The organism is Streptomyces diversicolor, assembly GCF_057537855.1.
In genome coordinates, this window is sequence record NZ_BAAJXA010000008.1 from 40,765 (window position 1) to 57,340 (window position 16,576).

The 16,576-nt window shown below is 70.5% G+C and carries 19 protein-coding genes; 9 read left to right on the forward strand and 10 right to left on the reverse strand.

The window, feature by feature from the left end:
• Positions 1–54: 54 nt before the first annotated feature.
• From AC27LF_RS11290 to AC27LF_RS11325, 8 genes are all read right to left on the reverse strand, one after another.
• Positions 55–345 carry a hypothetical protein gene (locus tag AC27LF_RS11290; RefSeq protein ID WP_479656814.1) on the reverse strand — a complete coding sequence of 97 codons (291 nt, stop codon included), beginning with the start codon at positions 343–345 and terminating at the stop codon, positions 55–57.
• 16 nt (positions 346–361) lie between these two features.
• Positions 362–826 (reverse strand): hypothetical protein, encoded by a 465-nt coding sequence (locus AC27LF_RS11295; RefSeq protein WP_479656815.1) that lies wholly within the window; start codon positions 824–826, stop codon positions 362–364.
• 207 nt (positions 827–1,033) lie between these two features.
• Positions 1,034–3,157, reverse strand: coding sequence for an FtsK/SpoIIIE domain-containing protein (locus tag AC27LF_RS11300; protein WP_479656816.1), 2,124 nt, complete (start codon positions 3,155–3,157; stop codon positions 1,034–1,036).
• Between the two features lie 119 nt (positions 3,158–3,276).
• A complete protein-coding gene (locus AC27LF_RS11305; RefSeq protein ID WP_479656817.1) occupies positions 3,277–3,594 on the reverse strand; it encodes a hypothetical protein in 318 nt (105 codons plus the stop codon).
• A gap of 2 nt (positions 3,595–3,596) precedes the next feature.
• Positions 3,597–3,944: an RRQRL motif-containing zinc-binding protein gene (locus AC27LF_RS11310; protein WP_479656818.1), complete on the reverse strand. Its 348-nt coding sequence runs from the start codon at positions 3,942–3,944 to the stop codon at positions 3,597–3,599.
• Positions 3,944–4,804: a protein spdB gene (locus AC27LF_RS11315; RefSeq protein WP_479656819.1), complete on the reverse strand. Its 861-nt coding sequence runs from the start codon at positions 4,802–4,804 to the stop codon at positions 3,944–3,946. Before AC27LF_RS11315 ends, AC27LF_RS11310 begins: the two co-directional genes overlap by 1 nt.
• Entirely contained in the window at positions 4,801–5,067 is a 267-nt protein-coding gene (locus AC27LF_RS11320; RefSeq protein ID WP_479656820.1) for a hypothetical protein, read from the reverse strand. The genes AC27LF_RS11315 and AC27LF_RS11320 overlap by 4 nt, the downstream gene beginning before the upstream one ends.
• The gene (locus AC27LF_RS11325; RefSeq protein WP_479656821.1) at positions 5,064–5,333 is read right to left on the reverse strand and encodes a DUF6284 family protein; all 270 of its coding nucleotides are present in this window, start codon (positions 5,331–5,333) and stop codon (positions 5,064–5,066) included. Before AC27LF_RS11325 ends, AC27LF_RS11320 begins: the two co-directional genes overlap by 4 nt.
• A gap of 431 nt (positions 5,334–5,764) precedes the next feature.
• Here AC27LF_RS11325 and AC27LF_RS11330 point away from each other — a divergent pair, with 431 nt between their 5' ends.
• From AC27LF_RS11330 to AC27LF_RS11360, 7 genes are all read left to right on the forward strand, one after another.
• The gene (locus tag AC27LF_RS11330) at positions 5,765–6,568 is read left to right on the forward strand and encodes a GntR family transcriptional regulator (RefSeq protein WP_479656822.1); all 804 of its coding nucleotides are present in this window, start codon (positions 5,765–5,767) and stop codon (positions 6,566–6,568) included.
• Positions 6,565–7,230 (forward strand): YdcF family protein, encoded by a 666-nt coding sequence (locus AC27LF_RS11335; protein ID WP_479656823.1) that lies wholly within the window; start codon positions 6,565–6,567, stop codon positions 7,228–7,230. The genes AC27LF_RS11330 and AC27LF_RS11335 overlap by 4 nt, the downstream gene beginning before the upstream one ends.
• Before the next feature lie 858 nt (positions 7,231–8,088).
• A complete protein-coding gene (locus AC27LF_RS11340) occupies positions 8,089–8,268 on the forward strand; it encodes a hypothetical protein (protein WP_404023860.1) in 180 nt (59 codons plus the stop codon).
• 34 nt (positions 8,269–8,302) lie between these two features.
• Positions 8,303–8,596 carry a Dabb family protein gene (locus AC27LF_RS11345; RefSeq protein ID WP_479656824.1) on the forward strand — a complete coding sequence of 98 codons (294 nt, stop codon included), beginning with the start codon at positions 8,303–8,305 and terminating at the stop codon, positions 8,594–8,596.
• A gap of 171 nt (positions 8,597–8,767) precedes the next feature.
• Positions 8,768–9,607 (forward strand): RNA polymerase sigma factor SigF, encoded by an 840-nt coding sequence (locus AC27LF_RS11350; protein WP_404023920.1) that lies wholly within the window; start codon positions 8,768–8,770, stop codon positions 9,605–9,607.
• Between the two features lie 293 nt (positions 9,608–9,900).
• The gene (locus AC27LF_RS11355) at positions 9,901–10,806 is read left to right on the forward strand and encodes an RNA polymerase sigma factor SigF (protein WP_479656825.1); all 906 of its coding nucleotides are present in this window, start codon (positions 9,901–9,903) and stop codon (positions 10,804–10,806) included.
• A gap of 76 nt (positions 10,807–10,882) precedes the next feature.
• A complete protein-coding gene (locus tag AC27LF_RS11360) occupies positions 10,883–11,728 on the forward strand; it encodes a hypothetical protein (protein WP_479656826.1) in 846 nt (281 codons plus the stop codon).
• 69 nt (positions 11,729–11,797) lie between these two features.
• Here the strand turns inward: AC27LF_RS11360 and AC27LF_RS11365 are convergent, their stop codons facing one another.
• Both AC27LF_RS11365 and AC27LF_RS11370 read right to left on the reverse strand, forming a co-directional pair.
• Entirely contained in the window at positions 11,798–12,388 is a 591-nt protein-coding gene (locus tag AC27LF_RS11365; RefSeq protein ID WP_479656827.1) for a TetR/AcrR family transcriptional regulator, read from the reverse strand.
• A gap of 551 nt (positions 12,389–12,939) precedes the next feature.
• A complete protein-coding gene (locus tag AC27LF_RS11370) occupies positions 12,940–13,137 on the reverse strand; it encodes a hypothetical protein (RefSeq protein ID WP_404023854.1) in 198 nt (65 codons plus the stop codon).
• 253 nt (positions 13,138–13,390) lie between these two features.
• On the opposite strand from AC27LF_RS11370, the gene AC27LF_RS11375 reads away from it, so the two are divergent.
• Both AC27LF_RS11375 and AC27LF_RS11380 read left to right on the forward strand, forming a co-directional pair.
• Positions 13,391–13,918, forward strand: a complete 528-nt coding sequence (locus tag AC27LF_RS11375; RefSeq protein ID WP_479656828.1) for a MarR family winged helix-turn-helix transcriptional regulator — start codon at positions 13,391–13,393, stop codon at positions 13,916–13,918.
• Positions 13,919–14,019: 101 nt separating this feature from the next.
• Positions 14,020–16,497: an MFS transporter gene (locus tag AC27LF_RS11380; protein WP_479657004.1), complete on the forward strand. Its 2,478-nt coding sequence runs from the start codon at positions 14,020–14,022 to the stop codon at positions 16,495–16,497.
• Positions 16,498–16,576 lie beyond the last annotated feature (79 nt).

The following is a 16,576-nucleotide window of genomic DNA, read 5'->3' on the forward strand; positions in this document are numbered from 1 at the left end:
TGGCAAGGGCGGCCCCGCGACTTTGGCGAGACGAGGGAGCCGCCCTTGGCGTAGCTAGAAGGGCGGTTCGTTGCTGTAGCCGCCGGGGCCCCACGGGTCACGGCCGGTATCGCGGCGGCGCAGCCAGCGGGGGCGGCGCGGGAGGCGGAGCAGGGTCCAGCGGCGGTTTTGGTTCCAGCAGCCGCAGGACTCCCATTCCGTACCGGCGTATTCGCCGTTGTGATCGCCGTAGTCGTACGCGTGGCCGCCCTCCCCCCGGCAGTCGGCGCAGTCGGGGTCGGGGGTGTCGGTGAGGACCAGGGCACGGCGCGTCCAGCCGTGGACGCGGATGCGGAGTCGGGGCATAGGGGTTGGTCTCCTGTCAGCCGTGGAAGTGGTTGCGCTTGAAGATCGCTTTGCGGATGTTGACCGTGGTCCCGGCGTCGCGGTGGCCGCGTGCGGTGAAGACCTGGATGGCGATCCAGCCGCCGAAGATGACGGCGGCGAGGATGATGAGCTGGGTGATCAGCGCGGTGAGGGCGGCGATGAACGAGGTGAGCAGGAGCAGTCCGCCGCACACGGCGAGGAACCCCACGCCCCCGAGGGCGACGTTCACCGCGGCGCGGGAGACGGCCGGTTTGGCGACGACCGGTTCGGGCTGGGCCGCGGGGATGGCGTAGCCGGTGACGACCCGTCCGTCCGGCAGGACCACGCTCGCCACGGTCGGCACCGTGTGCGGCTGGACCGGGACGACCGGCGCCGGGACGGCGGCGGGGGTGATGGGGGTGGGCTGGTGGACTTCCACGGCCCCGGCGGCGGGGGCGTGGCGGGTGTGCTCGGGGAACATGCGGAATCCCTTCCGGTACGCGGTTGGGGAGGCAGGGACACCCCCTGCCGGGTGGGCTGTGGAGGGGGTTTCAGGGCGTTGAGCTGGGGTGCCTCCCCGCCTCCCCGAAACGGTGTTTTCGCTGATCAACGCGGGGGAGGAGGTCCGGGGAGGCGGTTGGGGAGTTCTCCCCGCCTCCCCGGACCGGGAGGGCGTGCCTCCCCGCGGTCAGACAGCGGAAGCGGAATCGTCGTCGTCGCGGTCGGCGAGGGCGCGCGCGACGTCGTCACGGCGGACGACCATCCGGCCGTGCGACTTGTAGGGCTCCACCCCGGCCGCCTCCAGCACCCGGGCCAGGTCGCCGAACGTCCAGCCGCCGTACGTCCCCTCATCGAGGATCGCCAGCCGCTTGACGATGTCCTGCGTGTACGAGCGCTTCGCGTCGCCCATGACGTCGAGGATGTCGGCGAGCGGATCGCGTTCCTCGCTCCGGTCGACGGCGCGCAGGGTCGCCACGCCATCCCGCAGGGCCTTGGCGCGAGCGGCGATCTCGGCGGCCGGTTCGTCATCGATGAAGTGGGTGCGGACCGTGATGGACGCCTGACCGGCGGGAATCTTGATGCCGTCCGAGGCGACCACGAGGGTGCCCTTGTCGAGCCCCTGGCGCAGCAGGTGCGGCGCGGCACCGCCGTTGACGGCCTTGTCCCCGAGCGCCATCCGGGCCTGCGACTCGGTGCCCAGCACGAGGGACGCACGGGTGTGGGCGCCCTCCCGGACCAGCTTGGGAAGGTTCTGGTCGGTGGGGTCCTGCGTGCCCTGCCACATCAGCACGTCGACCGCACGACCCTGGTTGTGGATCTTCCGGACGGCCATGAAGTACCGGGAGGTGGCCTTGGACCCGCCGTAGGGGCGCTTGTCCTCACCGACGACCGGGCACATGAACGCCAACTGCGCCTCATCCACCAGCACGATCAGCGGCGGGAACACGGCGGCCGGGTCCATGCGGCGGGTCTCGATCCGCCGGTTCATCTCCTCTACCGCGTCCTCGACCATCTCGGTGGCCTGGATGACGTGGTCATCGGAGGGGCCCTCGATCAGCACCTGAGCGATGCCATCGAACATACTCCAGTCACCGATGCCCTTCAGGTCGGCGATCCAGAACTGCACCGACCGGTCCAGCGCCAGCCACAGCGCCAGCGCCCGCAGGGAAGCCGTCTTGCCCTGGTTCGACAACCCAGTGACCAGCAAGTGACGCTGATACACGCTCAGACCCGCGGCATCGCCCCGCAGGTCCTGCCCCCAGGGAGCACGGCCCTTCTTGTAGTCGGCAGTCAGCGTCTGATCGGTGACCAGCGGAGACGGGCCGATCGGCTCATCCAGCGCCCCCGAGTCCGCGATCCACAGACGGACCGTGCGGGCCGCCTCAGGGATCGTGATGAACACCTCATGCTCATGCCGGGTCAGGTTCTCAGCGAGCTTGCGCCGCCTCTGCTGCACCTCAATGGTGGAGACGCCAGACGGAAGCGTGACGTCGACTTCCACACCACATCCGGCAATCCGGATCGGCCCCAGCATCGACGCACCCGCATCCCCCATCTCCTTGATGGCGTTACGCAGCGCGGGAACCCCCAGGTCGCGCAGAGCCTTGACCACGATCGACGGGGTGATGGGCTCACCCTCGCCCGACCGGGCGTTCGCAGGCAGCGCCCACTGGGGTGCGGCCTGCTGCTTGCTGCCGACCGACCAGAGGGCGAGCAGGGCGAGGAACGGGCCGACAGCAAGGGCCGGTCCCCACACCACCTGGACAATCGTGATCATCAGGTTGATGAACTTGATGACCGCCATCAGCGGTGTGACGACTTCGGTGGCGTCCTTGGTGGCTATCGCCATGGCGATACCGAGCAGGACCAGCCCGCCGATACCCGCACCGGCGCTCACGGCCGCGCCCTTCGCCGCGTCGAGCGGGGAGTGCAGCAGTTCCATGCGGCGGCGGTGGCGTGCCTCGCGGTAGCGCTGCCCCCGCTCCTCCCACTCCGCAGCCGCCTCATGGTTCCCGGCGGCTTCAGCGGCCCGCAGCATGCGCTCATAGCGGGCGGCGGTACGACCGTCCCACGTCCGCTTGGCCACGATCCGCGCCCCGCCCACCACGTACATGGTGTGGCGGGCGGCGGTCCGGGCCCCGGTCCGGGTCTTCTCGTGAGTGATCGCGGTCCTGATGGCGCGTCCGGAGCGCACCCACAACGGCACCACCGGGACCGTTGGCGCGTCGGGGACGACAGTGAGCACGGTCGGCGCATCCGCACCGGCCGGAGGATCGGTGTTCTTGTGCAGGTGAACGACAGTGCCGCTCATAGCGGGAAGACTCCTTCTGCCCCAACCGGGGCGGGAAGTTGAGAAGGGGGAAGACAGGCCCCGCCCGGCATCGGCACGGACGGGGTCAGGGGCAGTACGACGGCCGTGGTGAGCGGTGCTCACCACCAGCCGGAGGACTTCTTCGCGGCCTTGGCCTTGGCGTTCTCGGTCACGATCCGGGCCCGCTCGGCCTGCAACGCGGCCATCTCGGCAGTCAGCCGGGTCTCGGCAGCACTCCATGCCGCATCGATCCGCTGCTCCGCACGGCCAGTGCTGCGTCCCTTGACGATCCGGTACGAACCGCCCGCGAGAGCCCCCAGGACGGCGCGGCGTTCACGGCCGTCCAGCGGCCACATCTCCCGGTTGCGGACCGCTTCCAGCTTGCGCGTGGTCTCCCGGATCGCCTTGTCAAGGCGGCGGGTATCAGGCTTGCCCATGGTCAGGTGCTCCTCGGGGGGTCGCAGGGATCGGGGAAGGCACAGGGGGTGCAGGTGCCGAGCGACGGGGGGATGACGTAGCCCGCATCGCGACGGCACTGCGGGCAGCGGCGGCGGGCGGCATTCGCCTTGGCCAGCGCCGCCCACTTGGCCGGTGTCATCGGCCGTACGGGCTTGGCGGCGTCGATGCGGTACAGGTAGGCGACCAGCGGCCCCCGGCGGCGGCGCGGCCGTTCGAGCTGCGCAGCCACGCCTTGCCCGCCGGGCCGTAGCCCGCGTGCGCGGAGTTGGCGGCGGGTGGCGTAGCCGTCCGGGGCCAGGCGCCACCGGTAGACAGGCAGCGCGGCCATCAGGCGACGCGCTTCCATGCGGCGCGGAGGCGGACTTCGGATGCGGAGTGGCCAGCCGCGCGGAAGCGGGTGGCCATCTCGCGGTAGGACAGGGCGGGGATACGGCTGGTCCGGATCTCATCGACCAGCACGTCAAGTGCGTCGTCGGTCAGTGCGGGGGCGGCTTCCAGCGCGGGAGTTCCGGTCGGCTCGCTCGGGCCCCACACGGGGAGGTCCCAGCGGGGTGTGACGCCGGGCGTGACGGGGGTCGTCACGCTGGTCAGCGCCCTGCCGGTCTCCTCACCCTTGCGGGCCGTCTCCAACGTCGACCACGCCTCAGACAGCGTCTTAGCGGTTGCTGCCTGGACGCGTGCGACACGTGCCCCGGCATCCGTCACGGCCGTCAGCCGGGTCTCTTCCGTGGCCGCTTCCGCCCGCAGCCGGGCACGGGCCACAGCCGCCTCATCCCGGGCCTCCTGCTGAATGCCTCGGATCGCATCCAGCGCGGTCGACGTGAGGGCCGTGCGCTCCCACAATCCGTGGACCAGCCACAGGGCTTTGGCCGCGACCGGCAGCCACGCCACGGCCAGCCACGCGCCCACAGCATGGTCGGCGGTGAGGGCGTGGGTGATCAGAACGCCGGTCGCGATCAGGCCGAACGACCAGCCGACGCCGGTCACCGTGCGGGAGTGGTCGCCCTGCGCTGCCAGGCGGCGTTCATAGGCGAGGGTGGCCAGCCATCCCCCGTCGATCCCCAGACCAACGACCAGCGCGACCGGCCACGGCATCGCCGTGCCCAGCCACATCACGACCACGGCCAGGGTGAGCACCATCGAGACGGCCGTCATGGCGACGGCGGGCAGTACGGTCTTGGCCTTCACGCCGAACCCCCGTCCGCGTCGTAGTGGCGGTACGTGGTCGGCGGCTTCTTCGCGAGCTGCCGATGCAGGTAATCGGTGTGCCAGCCCAGTCCCCAGTCGGCGGTCGGCGGCTCGCCCAACGCCCCGGTCAGGGCAACGACCGCATCCAGCACACGGTCTTCCAGCAGGCGCCCGAACGCTTCACTGTCGCCGAAGGTGGCCGGTGCGGGAATGTTGATGGCCTCCAGGACAGCGGCCAGGAACTCACGGGTGTCGTCGTTCACGCCGCACCCCCCGGCAGGCTCGCCGTGGCGGTGCGGTTCGCCAGTGTGCGCCGCTCGGCCAGCACCCGCGCCAGAGCGCGGCGGATACGGCGGGTGTCCAGCTCGTTCGGGGTGCGGTCCAGAGCGATGATCTGCGCGTCGATCAGGTCGACGTCCGCCAGGATGACGGGCATCTCCCGCTCGATCGCGTCCAGCTCCGCATCCGTCGGCTCGATCCAGTCGGCGAACGCGGTAACAGCGTCCTGAACAGTGACGATGGGGTTCATAGGGTCGTGTTCCTCTCGCATAGGAACGGCCCGAACAGCGGCCCCGGTGTTCCAGCACCGGGGCCGCGCGCCGTTGAAGTCGGTAGATCCGGCTCCCCTCAGCGCTGCTCGTACGAGACGAGCAGCGGGGGCAACCGGCCGCAGCAGACGAGCTGCGGAGAAGTCGATGCGCGACGTAGCCGCGCGGTCCGCCTTTTCGACTCGGGGAGGCGGGGCCCACCTATGCAGTTGTCAAGGAACGACCAGCTCAGGGCCCCACGTGCACGAGCTATCCCGAACCGACCAGCCGCCGAAGGAAGCCCAAAGAAGACCCGTTCACTTCGCTGTCCTAGGACTGCGAGCGGCCTGGAATGAGAATGCACCGCAGTCCTAGGACTGTCAACAGTCCTAGGACTGTGTGCTTCACTGGGAGCTGTCGAGAGGAGTGCCGCGTGGCAGCGAAAGCGCCAAAGTGGCGGGAACTGGCGGACCGGTTTGCCGAGCAGATCAGGGCTGGCCGCATCGAGCCTGGCAAGCAACTTCCGCAGATCAGGGACCTCGTAGAGGCAGGCGAGGGCTCCAAGGAGACGGTGCACCGGGCCTACAAGGCGTTGGAGGCCGAAGGGCTCGTCACCATGACGCGTGGGCACGGCACGGTCGTACGCCCCAAGGCGCCGCTGAAGCGGTTGGGCATCGCGCGGTACGACAAGGTCAAGTGGCGGGACGGCGATGAGGTCGCGTTCATCGCGGACCGAGTGGCGTCCGGGCGCTCGTACCGGCGGAACGAGCAGACCCAGACTGTCGGCCGGGTGAAGGCGCCCGCCTCTGTGGCCGCAGCGCACGGCCTGCCCGAGGGGGCCGACGTGTACGCGCGGGCTCGTCTGGTGAAAGAGGGCGACCAGCCGACCCACACCCTGACCAGCTACTACCGGCCCGAACACGTCGAAGGAACCCGCATCGTCGACCCGACTCCGGGGCCCGCCGGTCGGGGCGGCGGTTTCCGCGTCCTCTATGACGCCGGATACGAGATCGACAACATGACGGAGGAACTGTTCGCACGCGTGCCCACGGCTGAAGAGGCTCAGCTACTCCAGCTCTCTCCGGGTGAGTGGGTGGTGGAATTGCACCGGACCACGCGCACGGCCGACGGGACCGTGGTTGAGTTCGCCGTCGGGGTACACGCGGCAACGCGGTTCGCATGGTCGTACGACTTCAAGGTTCCGGACTCGGCGAAGACGGAGGGTGAGAGCGAATGATCCCGGCTCAGGCTTGGACTGACGCTCAGCAGCTCTGGGACTTCCAGCAGATGGGGCATGAGCTGCGGCCGTGCTCCGTGGCCATCGGTCTCGGCAGTCACGACCTGGGGGTGGCCGACCTGACGGCGGACCTCTATCACCAGGAGCTGGCCCCGCTCATCGTCTTCACGGGAGCGACCAGCCGCACGACGCGGGAGCGGATGCCACGGGGTGAAGCCGAGCACTACCGCGAGCGCGCGATGGAGTTGGGCGTTCCCAAGCAGGCCATCCTTGTTGAGCCGAACGCGCGGAACACGGGCGAGAACATCCGCTTCTCCCGTGCGTTGCTGGAGGAACGGCAGGTACCGGTGTCGTCCGTCCTTCTGGTCAGCAAACCCTACGAGGAACGACGCGCGTACGCGACGGCCCGCAAGCTCTGGCCCGGCGTCGAATGGGTGTGCGCGTCTACATCCATGACGCTGGGCGACTACGTCCACTCGATCGGGGACGCCCGACTTGTAGTAGACATGCTCGTAGGCGCACAGCAGCGACTCATGATCTATCCCCGGCAGGGGTTCATGATCGAGCAGGAGATTCCCGACCGCATCAAGGATGCGTACGAGCGTCTTCGCGGGCACGGGTTCACGAGCCGACTCGTGCCGGAAGCCGCAGATCAGGCATGAGGTCAGTGGGCCCGCTCCGTCTCAGTTTCCGTCTCATTCACCCCCGTTCAACGCCGTCCACGGTCGTACACGAGCAGGGTGAGGGTACGGGGATGGACACGGCTGAACGACCCCGGACCACGCTCTGACCAGCACGAACAGACCTCGAAAGCGAGTGTGGCGCAAGTCACCGAGGGTTCAAATCCCTCCGCTACCGCAGGAGAAGGGCCCCGTCCAGCGACGGGGCCTTTCGTGTGGGTGCGGACGCGGGCGGCGTGGGCGCGCATGTGGAGGGCTCGCGCACAGGTCGGGTGAGCCGGGCGGCGCCGGGACGGTCGCCGTGGGCGGCGGGCCGAGGGTGCGCTCGGGCTGCTGCGAGGTCGTGTCGTCCGGGCTCGCCGGGTCGCCGACCGGGGGCGCGGGCAGCAGCCGGTCGGGCGGACAGGGACAGTGCGGCCGTGGCGATCTCGGCGAGGACGCGGCCCACCCGGCGGCGCCGGGCGTGGCCCGAGTCGGGGTGGTGACGTGCCGCGGTCGGCGCCGCCGGTCCTCGCCGTCCGGCCGACGGCCTCGTACCGGCCGCGGTCGGTGGTGAGCAGCGTCGCGAGAACGACGATCGGGGCCCGGCCGCCGCCCCTTCTCATCGCCGCCGCCGTTCCTTCTCATCGCGTGGGCCGTCATCCGGAGGCAGGTTCGTAGGGTGCCGTGGGGCCGTGCCGGGGTCCGCGTCGGCCTGCGGCGGTGGGCGGGGCAAGAGGGGTGTGCGGGTGGGGGAAAGTCTTCGGCTCGTGGGCCGTTGGTTCCCGGGGGGCGCGTGAAGGTTACACTCGCCGCCGGCAGCAGGGGGCCCGACGGGCACACAGTGACAGGGGAGGCGCGGTGGCCGTGAACGCCAAGAAGATCGCCGTGTACGTGCTCGTGGTCTTCGTGCTGTACGTGATCATCACGGACCCGGAGAGAGCCGCGGACTACGTCCAGATAGGCTTCGAGGGCATATCGGACGCGGCCAAGGCCATCGGCGACTTCATGACCTGGGCCGCCAACGGCGGAAACAGCTGAGGAAAGAGCCGCGAAGAGAGCTGAGGGGAAGCCCGTGATCCGGCATCTGGTGCTGTTCCGGCTCGACGAGGGCGTCGAACGCGACGACCCGCGGGTCGTGGCGGGCGTCGAGGCGTTCCGTTCTTTGGGCGACCGGATCGAGGAGCTGCGGTCCTGGGAGTGCGGCTGGAACATCTCGGACCGCCCCATCGCCTACGACTTCGCCATCAACGCGGCGGTCGACGACACCGACGCGCTCAGGCGCTACCTGGAGCACCCGGCACACCAGGCGGGCGTGGCACTGTGGCGGGAGTTCGCCACCTGGGTGATCGCCGACTACGAGGTCTGAGCCGTACGGTCGAAACCTCGGCCCCGCACCGGAATGGTGCGGGGATTTTTTGCGTCCCATGCCCCAATTCATCACTCAACACGTGGTTATGCGGTGCTTGAACACAGTGCACATGTCTTGTGATGCTATGACCGCTTTTGCTGGATGAGTTGACCTATAGAAGAGGTGGCGTTGACCTTGTCGGCCCGTACTGCGCCGCCCCAGGACGGGGCCCCGGCTCCGGCCCCGAACCCGGTGCCCGAGAAGCGCCGCGGTGCCGACACCCGGGCCCTCACCCAGGTCCTCTTCGCCCAGCTCAAGGATCTCCAGCCCGGCACGCCGGAGCACAACCGGGTGCGCGGGGCGCTCATCGAGGCCAACCTCCCGCTCGTACGGTACGCGGCCGCCCGCTTCCGCTCCCGCAACGAGCCGATGGAGGACGTGGTCCAGGTCGGCACCATCGGCCTGATCAACGCCATCGACCGGTTCGACCCGGACCGGGGCGTGCAGTTCCCGACCTTCGCGATGCCGACGGTCGTCGGCGAGATCAAGCGGTACTTCCGGGACAACGTCCGCACCGTGCACGTACCGCGCCGGCTGCACGAGCTGTGGGTCCAGGTCAACAGCGCGACCGAGGATCTGACCACCGCCTTCGGGCGCTCCCCCACGACCGCCGAGATCGCCGAGCGGCTGCGCATCAGCGAGGAGGAGGTGCTGTCCTGCATCGAGGCGGGACGCTCGTACCACGCCACCTCCCTGGAGGCCGCGCAGGAGGGCGACGGGCTGCCCGGCCTGCTGGACCGGATCGGCTACGAGGACCCGGCCCTGGACGGCGTCGAGCACCGCGACCTGGTCCGGCACCTGCTGGTCCAACTCCCGGAACGGGAGCAGAGAATCCTTTTGCTGCGCTACTACAGCAACCTCACCCAGTCGCAGATCAGCGCGGAACTCGGCGTCTCCCAGATGCACGTCTCGCGGCTGCTGGCGCGCAGCTTCCAGCGGTTGCGCTCGGCGAACCGGATCGACGCGTAACCGCGCCCGAACCGCTCCGGCGCACAACCGAATACGGGATCGATCGATCACCGTCCCGAGCGAATCGCCCACCAGGGCGGATTCCGACATCCGCCCGCCGACGCCCCGTCAGACCCCCTCCTTCCTGGGCTGATTCACATCTCTCATGTCGACATGTCACTACAGCGTGTTGCCGACATGTGACATTCTGCGGGAAGCGCGTTTGCCGTGGCTCCGGCTCCGGTATTCAGGTGAAGGTTGCGTTCTCGCAGGAGAACGCCACCGCGACCGTCCCGCGACCCAAAGGGGGTGGCATGTCCGCAGACCAGGGCAGCTCGAAGGTGCTCACGCCCACGAAGAGCGAGGCAGCGACCAAGGAACTCGACGCTCTCGACGTGCTCGACGACGTCACGGCCCTTGGGCCCGCGCCGGCCCCGGCCGTACCGGCCGACTCGGGGGCCATCGACACCCGCACCCTGTCCCGCTCCCTGTTCCTGCGGCTCGCCGCACTCGACGAGGACAGCCCCGAACGCGCCTACGTCCGGGACACCCTCATCGAACTCAACCTCCCGCTCGTGCGGTACGCGGCGGCCCGCTTCCGCTCCCGCAACGAGCCGATGGAGGACATCGTCCAGGTCGGCACCATCGGCCTGATCAAGGCCATCGACCGCTTCGACTGCGAACGCGGCGTCGAGTTCCCGACGTTCGCCATGCCGACGGTCGTGGGCGAGATCAAACGCTTCTTCCGCGACACCTCGTGGTCCGTGCGGGTCCCGCGGCGGCTCCAGGAGCTGCGCCTGGCGCTCACGAAGGCCAGCGACGAGCTGTCCCAGAAGCTGGACCGCTCCCCGACCGTCACCGAACTCGCCGCGGTCCTCGGGGTGTCGGAGGAGGACGTGGTCGACGGCCTGGCCGTGGGCAACGCCTACACGGCCTCGTCGCTGGACTCCCCGGCCCCCGAGGACGACGGCGGCGAGGGCTCCCTGGCCGACCGCCTCGGCTACGAGGACAGCGCCCTTGAGGGCGTCGAGTACCGCGAGTCCCTGAAGCCGCTGCTGGCCAAACTCCCGCCCCGGGAGCGCCGGATCATCATGCTCCGCTTCTTCGCGAACATGACGCAGTCGCAGATCGGCGAGGAGGTCGGCATCTCCCAGATGCATGTCTCCCGCCTGCTGACCCGGACCCTGGCGCAGCTGCGCGAGGGCCTGATCTCGGACTGAGTCCAGGGTCTGTTCCCGCCCGCTCTCTTTCCGCCCGTCCCTTCCCTCCTGACGGACCGTCAGTCACACTGGCGCGATGCTGGGAACTGGGACGGGCACGGAGACCGGAACCGGCACCGGGACCGGAACAGCCACCGGGACCGGGACCGGCACAAGGCCCTGGACGGGCCTGGCTCATGGCCGCCGGGGCGCCGTCGCGGCCGCGTCGGCGGCCGTCGTCGTCCTGGGCGGTGTGGTGGCGTCGTGCGGAGGCGGAGGCGGAGGCGCGGGCGGCGGTTACGTCGCCGTCGGGGCGCCGGACGCCTCCCCGCAGACGCGGCCGGGTACGGGGCTGAGGCCGAGCGATCCGGTGACGCTGGTGCCGCTCGACGGGGCATCCGCAGCGGACGGCAACGCGCCCGCCCGCACGCCGACTTCACGGCCCGCGCCCGGACCCCGGGCACCGGGCGCCCACGACGGCGGGAACCGGTCCACGGGCGCCGACGGGCCGGCGCCGGACGCGCCCGCCACACCCGCCGCCAGCACAGGCTCCGGGTCGACCGGTACGGCGGCCGGGTCACCGGCTGCGTCGGCACCGCCCGCCGGCGGTGCGACACCGGCGTCCCCCGTTCCCGCCCCCGCCGCCCTCGGCTGGGACGACCTCTCGCGGGAGGCGACGGAGCAGCGGTGGTGCGAGAAGGTGACGGTCACCTTCCACAACACCGGTGGCACGGCGGTCCGTTCGGGAACGGTGACCTTCGGCACGCACATCATCGGCGCGCTCGGCATCGACTGGGCGACGGTCGAGTCCACGCGGGACCTCCCGGTACCGATGCGCCCGGGCGCCGACGAGGAGCACACGTGGACGGTGTGCGTCGACGCCTGGCGGGTGCCGCTCGGGATGCACATCGAGACGCGGGACGTGTCGGTCACCTGGAAGTGACGCGACCAGCCGGCCGTCGGCCGGTGCGGGGTGGCGGTCAGCGCGGGTGGCGGTCGACGCCGGTGGCGGTCAGCGCGGGTGGCGCAGGCCCTCGATGAGGAGTCCGACGAGTCGGCGGGCGTCGTAGCGGGGGTCGCTCTCCGCGCCGATGCAGAGGTTCCCGACGCCGCGCATCAGTTCGTAGGCCGTCAGGTCGGAGCGGATCTCGCCGGCGGCGGACGCGGCGTCGAGCAGGTGGGTGCACACGGGCACGAGACGGTCGAGGAAGTAGGTGTGCAGCGTCTCGAAGCCCGCGTTGTCTGACTGCAGCACGCCGGCCAGCCCGTGCTTGGTGACCAGGAAGTCGACGAAGAGGTCGATCCAACGGGCCAGCGCGGCGTGCGGGGTGGGGCCGGTCTCCAGCAGGGCCGGACCGGCCTCGGCGCAGGCTTCGACCTGGTGCCGGTAGACGGCGATGATGAGGTCCGCGCGGGTGGGGAAGTGGCGGTAGATCGTGCCCACGCCTACGCCTGCGCGGGCCGCGATGTCCCGGACCGGTGCGTCCACGCCGGCCGCCACGAAGATCTCGGCGGCGGCGTCGAGCAGGGTCTTCTCGTTGCGTTGGGCGTCCGCCCGCTTGGACCGGGGCGCACGCCTTTCGTTCTCGCCGCCGTCGCTCACCGTACCGTTCCCTTCCGCCCACGCCGCCTATCGGAGCGAGGTTCCGCTTTTATGATGCCAGAGCCTCGGGGTGACGGCCATGGGCGCCGTTGGGGTGCGGGTGGCTCCGCCTGCGCCCCGAGCGTCGTGGCTGGGCGCGCAGTTCCCCGCGCCCCCAGGGGGGCTGCCCTGACGCGACTTGGAAAGGCGGGCCTTGCCCTGGCGGGCCGTGGGGGTGCGGGTGGTTGTGCCTGTGCACGAGTGTCGTGGCTTGGCGCGCAGTTCCCCGCGCCCCCAGGTGGGCTGCCCGTGACGCGGCTTGGAAAGGCGGGCCCTGCCACCGGCGGGCCGTGGGGGTGCGGGTGGTTGTGCCTGTGCACGAGTGTCGTGGCTGGGCGCGCAGTTCCCCGCGCCCCCGGGTCGGCTGCCCTGACGCGACTTGGAAAGGCGGGCCTTGCCCTGGCGGGCCGTGGGGGTGCGGGTGGTTGTGCCTGTGCACGAGCGTCGTGGCTGGGCGCGCAGTTCCCCGCGCCCCTAGGTGGGCTGCCCCGGGCGCGGTCTGGAAAGGTGGGCTACTTCAGGGCCAGCCAGGCCACTGCTGCGACGATTGCCACCACCGCGACCACGCCTAGGATCACGCCGATGCGGGGGCCGGTCGAGCCGGACGCCTGCTGCCGAGTCCCCTGGGGGGCCTCGTCGACGAACGCGCGGAACATCTGGGTGCTGCCTGCGGGGTCGGGGTTGCCCTGGGGGCCCTGGGTGTTAGCCATGGCCCGAGACCCTAGCGAAGACGGGCGGTGCCGCCCAAGTGGGGGCACTGATGAACCCGTACGGAACGTGTGTGCGTCCCCGGCCCCGGCCCCCTCGCCACCCCCTTCCACCTCCGCGAACGACCCCACCTGCGTATTTACGGTCGCAATACTTGCCTTTGCCAAGTTTTTGAGCCGCGCACCCCCCGATTTGTTTGCCTTCAGCAACCAAGCACCCCTACGGTTGCCTCAAGCAACGAAAACGGGAGGTGTGATGGCTGAGCAGGCGCAGTTCGAGGAGCTGGCGCGTCAGCTCAGTGCCGTCGGAGCCGTGAAACGGGACCTGGCGCGGATACTCCCGCACGACTGCCCGGGCGGCTCCGCCGCCGTACTGACCCTGCTCGGGCGCCACGGCGACATGCGCATGAGCAAGCTCGCCGAGCTGCTGGCCGTGGACATGTCCGTCACCAGCCGGCATGTCGCGCACGTCGCCGAACGGGGCTGGATCGAGCGGTCCCCGGACCCCGCCGACAAGCGCTCGCGCATCCTGCGCCTCACTCCCGCGGGCAGATCCATGACGGACGAACTGGCGCGACGCAGCACCGAACTGCTGGCCGAACGGCTCAGCGACTGGTCCGACGACGAGGTCGCCCAGCTGATCCGGCTCATGACCCGGCTCAGGGACAGCTTCGGCGACTGCCGGACCGTACACGCCCGGCCCCACCCGTCGCAGCCCGCCGCCGTGCCCGAGCCCGCGCCCGCGCCCGTACTCGAAGCGACGACCACCCGTACACCCGGATAAGCACGTAGAAGCACGTAGAGAAAAGGAAGCCCATGGCAACGACCACACCAGCCGGTGTGCGGGCTCACGCCAAGCACGGGGGAGGCTCCGACCAGGCTCCCATGACGCACCGGCAGATCATGGAAGCGCTCTCCGGGCTGCTGCTCGGCATGTTCGTGGCGATCCTGTCGTCCACGATCGTCTCCAACGCCCTGCCGCGCATCATCGGCGACCTCGGCGGCGGCCAGTCCGCCTACACCTGGGTGGTCACGGCCGCCCTGCTGTCGATGACCGCGACCACTCCCCTGTGGGGCAAGCTCGCAGACCTGTACAGCAAGAAGGCACTCGTCCAGATAGCCCTGGTCATCTACGTCCTGGGCTCGGTCGTCGCCGGTCTCTCGCAGAACCCCGGCATGCTGATCGCCTGCCGCGTGGTGCAGGGCATCGGCGTCGGCGGTCTGTCCGCCCTGGCGCAGATCGTCATGGCGGCGATGATCTCCCCGCGCGAGCGCGGCCGTTACTCCGGTTACCTCGGTGCCACCTTCGCCGTCGCCACCGTCGGCGGCCCGCTGCTCGGCGGCGTCATCACCGACACCTCGTGGCTGGGCTGGCGCTGGTGCTTCTACGTCGGCGTGCCCTTCGCGGTCATCGCGCTGATCGTGCTCCAGCGCACCCTGCACCTGCCCGTGGTGAAGCGGGACGTGAAGGTCGACTGGGGCGGCGCGTTCTTCATCTCCGCCGCGGTCTCGCTGCTGCTGCTCTGGGTGACCTTCGCCGGTGACAAGTACGACTGGCTGTCATGGCAGACGTACGCGATGGTCGGCGGCTCCCTCGTGCTCGGCGCGCTGTTCGTGATCACCGAGACCAGGGCGAGCGAGCCGATCATCCCGCTGCGGCTGTTCCGCAACCGCACCATCACCCTCGCGTCGCTCGCCTCGCTGTTCGTCGGCATCGCGATGTTCAGCGGCACGGTCTTCTTCAGCCAGTACTTCCAGCTGGCCCGCGACAAGTCCCCGACGATGTCGGGTGTCCTCACCATCCCGATGATCGGCGGCCTGTTCGTCTCCTCCACCGTCTCCGGCCAGTTCATCACCCGCACCGGCCGCTGGAAGGGCTGGCTGGTCAGCGGCGGCGTGCTGGTGACGGCCGGGCTCGGCCTGCTGGGCACCATCCGCTACGACACCGACTACTGGAAGATGGCCGTCTTCATGGCCATGCTGGGCCTCGGCATCGGCATGATGATGCAGAACCTGGTGCTGTGCACGCAGAACCAGGTGGAGCCGAGCGACCTCGGTTCGGCCAGCTCCACGGTCACCTTCTTCCGTTCCCTCGGCGGTGCGGTCGGCGTCTCCGCGCTCGGCGCGGTGATGTCCCACCGGATCACCGACTACGTCAAGGACGGCCTCGCCGACCTGAACCCGAAGTACGCCAAGGGGCTGTCCGGTTCGGGCTCCACGGACGCCATCCCGGACATGAACGCCCTGCCGGCGCCGCTGCGCACGGTCATGGAGAGCGCCTACGGGCACGGCATCGCCGACGTGTTCCTGATCGCCGGCTGCCTGGCGGCGGTCGCCTTCCTCATCACGCTGTTCATCAAGGAGGTCCCGCTGCGGACCAAGGGCGCGCTGGCGCAGGCCGCCGCCGAGAGCGAAGCACCGGCCGAGACCCCGGCCGCCGCGGCCACCGCCGTGCCGGCCGCGGAGAAGGTGCCCAGCTGGGCCTCCCCGGTCGTGGCGGGCCCCGACAACAGCACGGACGGCACGGACGGCACGGAACCGGCCGCGACACGGCAGCTGACGGCCGTCGCCACCGTGCCCGCCCCGGAGCAGCCCTCCTCCGGCGGCACCCCGGTCCACGGCTTCGTCCGCGGCGCCGAGAGCGCCCCGGTCCCGCAGGCCGCGGTCACTCTGATCTCCCTGTCCGGCCGCCAGTTGGGCCGCTCGGTCACCCAGGCCGACGGCTCCTACACGCTGGAGGCGCCCGGCACCGGCTCGTACGTCCTGATCGCCGCCGCCGACGGCTTCCAGCCGCAGGCGTCCACGATCGTGGTGCACGAGGACCCGGTGTCCTACGACGTCCTGCTCAGCGGCACCAGCGGGCTGAGCGGTGTGGTCCGGGCGGCCGGCAGCGCGCTGCCGGTCAAGGACGCGATGGTGATCGTCACCGATGTGCGCGGTGATCTGCTGGCCACCGGAACCTCCGGGGAACAGGGCCAGTTCGCCTTCGGGGAGCTGGTGCCCGGCGCGGTGACCGTCGCCGTGAACGCCGCCGGGTTCCGGCCGCGGGCGCTGCCCGTCGAGATCGGCACCACCGGGGTCACCCGGATCGAGGTGGACCTGGAGGCGGGCGCCCGGCTCCAGGGTGTCGTCCGGTCCCCGCACGGCCCGCTGGCCGACGCCCGGGTGACCCTCGTGGACGCGGCGGGCAACGTGGTCGGCACGTCCACCACAGGACCGGACGGCGCGTACGCCTTCACCGACCTGAACTCCGGCGACTACACCGTCATCGCGACCGGCTACCCGCCGGTGGCGACGGCCCTGACGGTGCAGGGCGCCGGGGCCGACGGGCACGACATCGAACTCGCCCACCCCGGCGAGTAGCCCGGCACCCGGCCCGTGGCGGGCGCGCTCCGAGCGGCGGCGCGCCCGGCCACGGGCCGGACACTTTACGACCAATTTG